The organism is Streptomyces prasinopilosus (assembly GCF_001419695.1).
Lineage (GTDB): Bacteria > Actinomycetota > Actinomycetes > Streptomycetales > Streptomycetaceae > Streptomyces > Streptomyces prasinopilosus.
This window is the reverse complement of sequence record NZ_LIRG01000505.1, coordinates 1-5,167: the sequence shown is the minus strand read 5'-3', so window position 1 is coordinate 5,167 and position 5,167 is coordinate 1. Positions and strand designations below refer to the sequence as shown.

General features: G+C 76.3%; 1 protein-coding gene. It reads right to left on the bottom strand.

Going from position 1 to position 5,167, the window contains the following annotated elements; genetic code table 11:
- The coding region (locus AOK18_RS20645) for a non-ribosomal peptide synthetase (RefSeq protein ID WP_157865138.1) at positions 1–5,167 on the bottom strand (5,167 nt) is incomplete at both ends.

Sequence of the window (5,167 nt, the reverse complement as noted above, 5' to 3'; positions counted from 1 at the left end):
TCGCCGGGCTCGATGCGGAACCCGCGGATCTTGATCTGCTCGTCGGCGCGGCCCAGGAACTCCAGCAGTCCGCGCTCGTCCCGGCGGGCGCGGTCGCCGGTGCGGTACATCCGCTCCCCCGGCGCGCCGAACGGGTCGGCGACGAACCGCGAGGCGGTCAGCCCGGGGCGGTCCAGGTAGCCGCGGGCCACCTGCGCGCCGGCGAGGTACAGCTCGCCGGGTACGCCGGGCGGCACCGGGCGCAGGGCGGCGTCGAGGACGTGGGCGCGCAGGTTGCGGCCGGGCCGCCCGACGACCGGCCGGTCCGGGCGGTCGGTGACCCGCCCGTAGGTGGCGTCGACGGTGCACTCGGTGGGCCCGTACACGTTGTACGCGGTGACGCCGAGGTCCGCGGCGGCGCACAGCTCCCGCCAGGTGTCGGGGCCGGTCGCCTCGCCGCCGACCATGAGGACGCGCGGGTGGTGGCGGCCGGGCGCGAGGAGTCCGGCGGCGAGGAGTTCGCGCAGGAAGGACGGGGTGACGTTCACCAGGTCCAGGCCGCGTTCGGCGACCTGGGCGCAGAAGGCGTCCGGGTCCAGGCGCACGTCCTCGTCGACGAGGTGGACCTCCTGGCCGAGGGCGAGCAGCAGCGGCCCCTCCCAGGAGGTGTCGAAGGAGAACGAGGCGCTCAGCGCGGCGCGCAGCCGCCGCCCGTCGGCGGTGTGCGGTGCGACGAGCCCCTCGCGGTGGTCGTGGCAGAGGTTGACCAGGTGGCGGTGTTCGACGACGACGCCCTTGGGGCGGCCGGTGGAGCCGGAGGTGTGGACGATGTAGGCGGCGTGGCCGGGGAGCAGCGGGGCCGGGCGGTCGCGGTCGGTGGGGTCGTGGGCGGGCAGCCGGTCCCACTCCACCTCGCGCAGGGCGTCGGCGGTCAGCACGGTGTGCGGGGCCGCGTCCTCGAGGAGGTGGGCGACGCGCCCGGCGGGCAGCTCGGGGTCGAGGAAGAGGAAGGTGCCGCCCGCCTTGGCGACGGCGAGCACCGCCACCAGCAGGTCGGAGGTGCGCGGCAGCCGTACGGCGACCACCTCCTCGGGGGCGACGCCCCGGGCGAGGAGGTGGTGGGCGAGCCGGTTGGCCCGCTCGTTGAGGGCGGCGAAGTCGAGCGTGGCGTCCCGTGCCACCAGGGCGGTGGCGTGCGGGGTGCGGGCGGCCTGCGCCTCGAACAGGGCGGGGAAGGTGGTGTCGGGGACCGCGAGCCGCGGCCCCTGCCAGTCGTGGAGCACCCGGCGCCGCTCGTCGGCGGTCATCAGCTCCAGTGCCCGCACGTCCCGGTCGGGGTCCTGCGCGGCGGCCTCCAGGAGCAGCCGGAGGCGGGCGGCCAGACGGCGGACGGTGTCCTCGTCGAAGAGGGCGGTGTCGTACTCGAGGTGGCCGGTGAGGCCGTCCTCGTCCTCCACGAAGTCGAAGGCCAGGTCGAACGTGGCGTGCCGGAGCGGCGGGACGACCGGCTCGACCTCCAGGTCCGGGAGCGAGGGGGCCTGGGCGCCCAGGTTGTGCAGGGCGACCATGACCTGGAACAGGGGGGTGCGGCTGGTGTCCCGCTCGGGCTGGAGGGCGTCCACCAGCCGTTCGAAGGGCACGTCCTGGTGGGCGAACGCGTCCAGGACGGTGCCGCGCACCTGCTCCAGCAGCGCGCGGAACGTGGTGCCGGGGCGTATTCGACTGCGCAGCACCAGCGTGTTCACGAACATGCCGACCACGTCGTGCACCTCGGGGCGTTCCCGACCCGAGGTGACGGTGCCGACGGCGAAGTCGTCCTGGCCGGCCCAGCGGGACAGCAGGGCCGTGCAGGCGGTCAGCAGCGTCATGTACAGGGTGGCGTCGGCCTCCCGGCCCCGCTCGCGCAGCCGGCCGGTCAGCCCGGCGGGCAGGGTGAAGGTCACCAGCGCGCCGTCCCCGGTGCGCACGGCGGGGCGCGGGCGGTCGGTCGGGAGCTCCAGCGGGGGCACTCCGTCCAGCGTCCCGCGCCAGTGGGCGAGCCGGTCCTCGACGTGCTCGGTGCGGGCGCGCTGCCAGGCGGCGTGGTCGGCGTACCGGACGGGCAGGGCCGGGAGCGCGGGCTCGCGGCCCTCGTGCGCCGCCGCGTACAGCTCGCCCAGGTCCCGGCCGAGGACGCCGAGCGACCAGCCGTCGGTGACGATGTGGTGGACGGCGAGGACGAGGACGTGCTCGTCGTCCTCGCCGTGGCCGCCGGTGGCCGTGCGGGCCAGCCGGGCGCGCAGCAGCGGCCCGGCCGCCAGGTCGAAGGGGGTGGCGGCCTCGCGTTCCAGCAGCGCGTCCAGTGCCGCCCGCCCGTCCGGGGCGGGGGTGAGGTCGTCCGCGGGCAGGTCGACCGGGTGCGGCGGGTGCACCACCTGGCGGGCCTGTCCGTCCTGTTCGGTGAACGTGGTGCGCAGCGCCTCGTGCCGGGCGACCAGGCCGTCCAGCGCGGCGCGCAGGGCGGCCACGTCGAGCGGGCCGCGCAGGCGGAGCACGGACAGCGTCGTGTACTCGGTGCCGCCGGGCTCGAACCGGTCGAGGAACCACAGGCGTTGCTGGGCGTACGACAGCGGGGCCGGGGTGTGCGGGGCGGTCGCCGGTATCGCGTCGGCCCGCGGGGCGGACGCGTCGCCGGCCGGTTCGCCGAGCTCGGCGGCCAGGGCGGCCACCGTGGGGCGGGTGAACAGCAGTCTCGGGGAGACGTCGGGGCCGAACGCGGCGCGCAGCCGGGCGGTGACGCGGACGGCGAGGATGGAGTCGCCGCCGAGCGCGAAGAAGTCGTCGCCGGTGTGCACCTCCTCGACTCCCAGCACGTCCGCCCAGGCGGCGGCGACCGTTCGTTCGGCGGGTGTGCGCGGCGGGGTCCGGTCGGTGCCGGCGGCGTAGCCGTCCGGTCCCGGCGCGGGCAGGGCGCGCCGGTCGAGCTTGCCGTTGACGGTGAGCGGCAGCACGTCCATCGGCACGTAGGCGGCGGGCACCATGTGGGCGGGCAGCAGGCGTTCCAGGTGGGCGCGCAGCTCGGCCGCCGCGGGGGGCGCGCCGCCGGGGCCGGTGACGTGCGCCACGAGCCGGCGGGTGCCGGAGGCGTCCTCGAACACGCCGACCGCGGCCTCGGCGACACCGGGATGGGTGTGCAGGGCCGCCTCGATCTCGCCGGGCTCGATGCGGTAGCCGCGGATCTTCACCTGGGCGTCCGCGCGGCCCAGGTACTCCAGGGTGCCGTCGGCCCGCCGCCTCACCCGGTCGCCCGTGCGGTACATGCGGCTGCCGGCCGGTCCGAACGGGTCGGCGGGGAAGCGGGCGGCGGTGAGGCCGGGGCGGCCCAGGTAGCCGCGGGCCAGGCCCTCGCCCGCCACGTACAGCTCGCCTCTCGCGCCGGGCGGCACGGGGGCCAGGTCCGCGTCGAGCACGTACGTCCGCAGGTCCTCGATGGCCGTGCCGATGGAGCCGCCGGCGGTGGCGGGGTCGAGCGGGGCGTGGGTGACGTGCACGGTGGTCTCGGTGATGCCGTACATGTTGACCAGGCGCGGGGCGGCGGCCGGGTGCCGCGTCCACCAGTCGGTGAGCCGGCCGGTGTCCAGGGCCTCGCCGCCGAAGACCACCGTGCGCAGCGCGAGGCGGGCACTGGTTTCGGGGTGTTCGGCGTCCGCGCGGATCAGCGGGTAGAACGCGGACGGCGTCTGGTTGAGGACGGTGACCCGCTCGTCCGCCAGCAGGCGCAGGAAGTCCTCCGGGGAGCGGGCGGTCTCCTCGGGCACGACGACGAGCCGGCCGCCGTGCAGCAGCGGGCCCCACAGTTCCCACACCGAGAAGTCGAACGCGTAGGAGTGGAACATCGTCCACACGTCGTCCGCGCCGAAGCCGAACCAGTGGTTCGTGCGGGTGAACAGCCGCACCACGTTGGCGTGCGGGATCACCACGCCCTTGGGGCGGCCGGTGGAGCCGGAGGTGTAGATGGCGTAGGCGGGGCTCTCCGGCAGGGGCCGGCGGGCCGGGTCGGGGCCGGTGGCCGGGCGGTCCGCGAGGTCGGCCCCGACCCGCGGGTCGTCGAGGAGCAGCAGGGGCACCTCGGTGCCGTCGACCCGGGCCGCGGTGCCGGTCGTGGTCACCAGGGCCACCGGGGCGGCGTCGGCGAGGAGCCGGCCGACGCGTTCGGCGGGTGAGGCGGGGTCGATCGGCAGGTAGGCCGCGCCGGTCTTCAGCACGGCGAGGATCGCGACGATCTGGTCGCAGGAGCGGGGCAGCGCGAGGGCGACAAACCGCTCGGGCGCGGCGCCGAGTTCGGCGAGCCGGTGGGCGAGCCGGCCCGCGCGGGCGTCGAGCGTCGCGTAGTCCAGGCGCTCGGTTCCGCAGGTGACGGCGACGGCGTCGGGTGTGCGGGCGGCCTGCGCCTCGAACAGGTCCACCAGGGTCCGGTCGGGACGGTCCCCCTCGGTGCCGTTCCGGCCGGTGAGCATGCGGCGTTCCCCGGCGGTCGGGCGGGCCAGGTCGCGCAGCGGGCGGTCCGGGTCGTCGGCGATCTCCGTGAGCAGCAGGCACAGCCGGTCGGCGAGCGAGCGGACGGTCGCCGGGTCGAACAGGTCGGGGTCGTGGGCGAGGTCGAAGCCGAGGCGTTCGCCGTGGTGGGCGCGCAGGACGAGCGGGTAGTTGGTGGCGTCGCGGGAGGTCACCCCGGCCAGGCGCACCCCGGTGCCGGCCGTGCGGGCCTCGTCGAAGGGGTAGTTCTCGAAGGCGACCATGCTGTGGAAGAGCGGGCTGCCGGACGGCACGTCGCTCAGCCGGGTCAGTTCGGCCAGCGACACGGCCGCGAACCGCCTCGACTCGGCCTGGGCGTCCTGGAGTTCCCGCAGCCAGGAGCCGGCCGTGCGTCCGGCGTCGACGCGTACGCGGGTGGGCACGGTGTTGATGAACATGCCCACCATCGACTCGACGCCGGGCAGGTCGTCGGGCCGGCCGGAGACGGTGGTGCCGAACAGCACGTCGTCCTCGGCGGCGTACCGGGCCAGCAGGAGGGCCCAGGCACCCTGCACGACCGTGCCGAGGGTGAGTCCGGCCTCGCGTGCGGTGCGGGCCAGCCGGGCCGACGCCTCGGCGTTCCTCGACGTGGTCGGCCCGTATGTGCTGCGCCGCGATGGAGCGCGCGACGGAC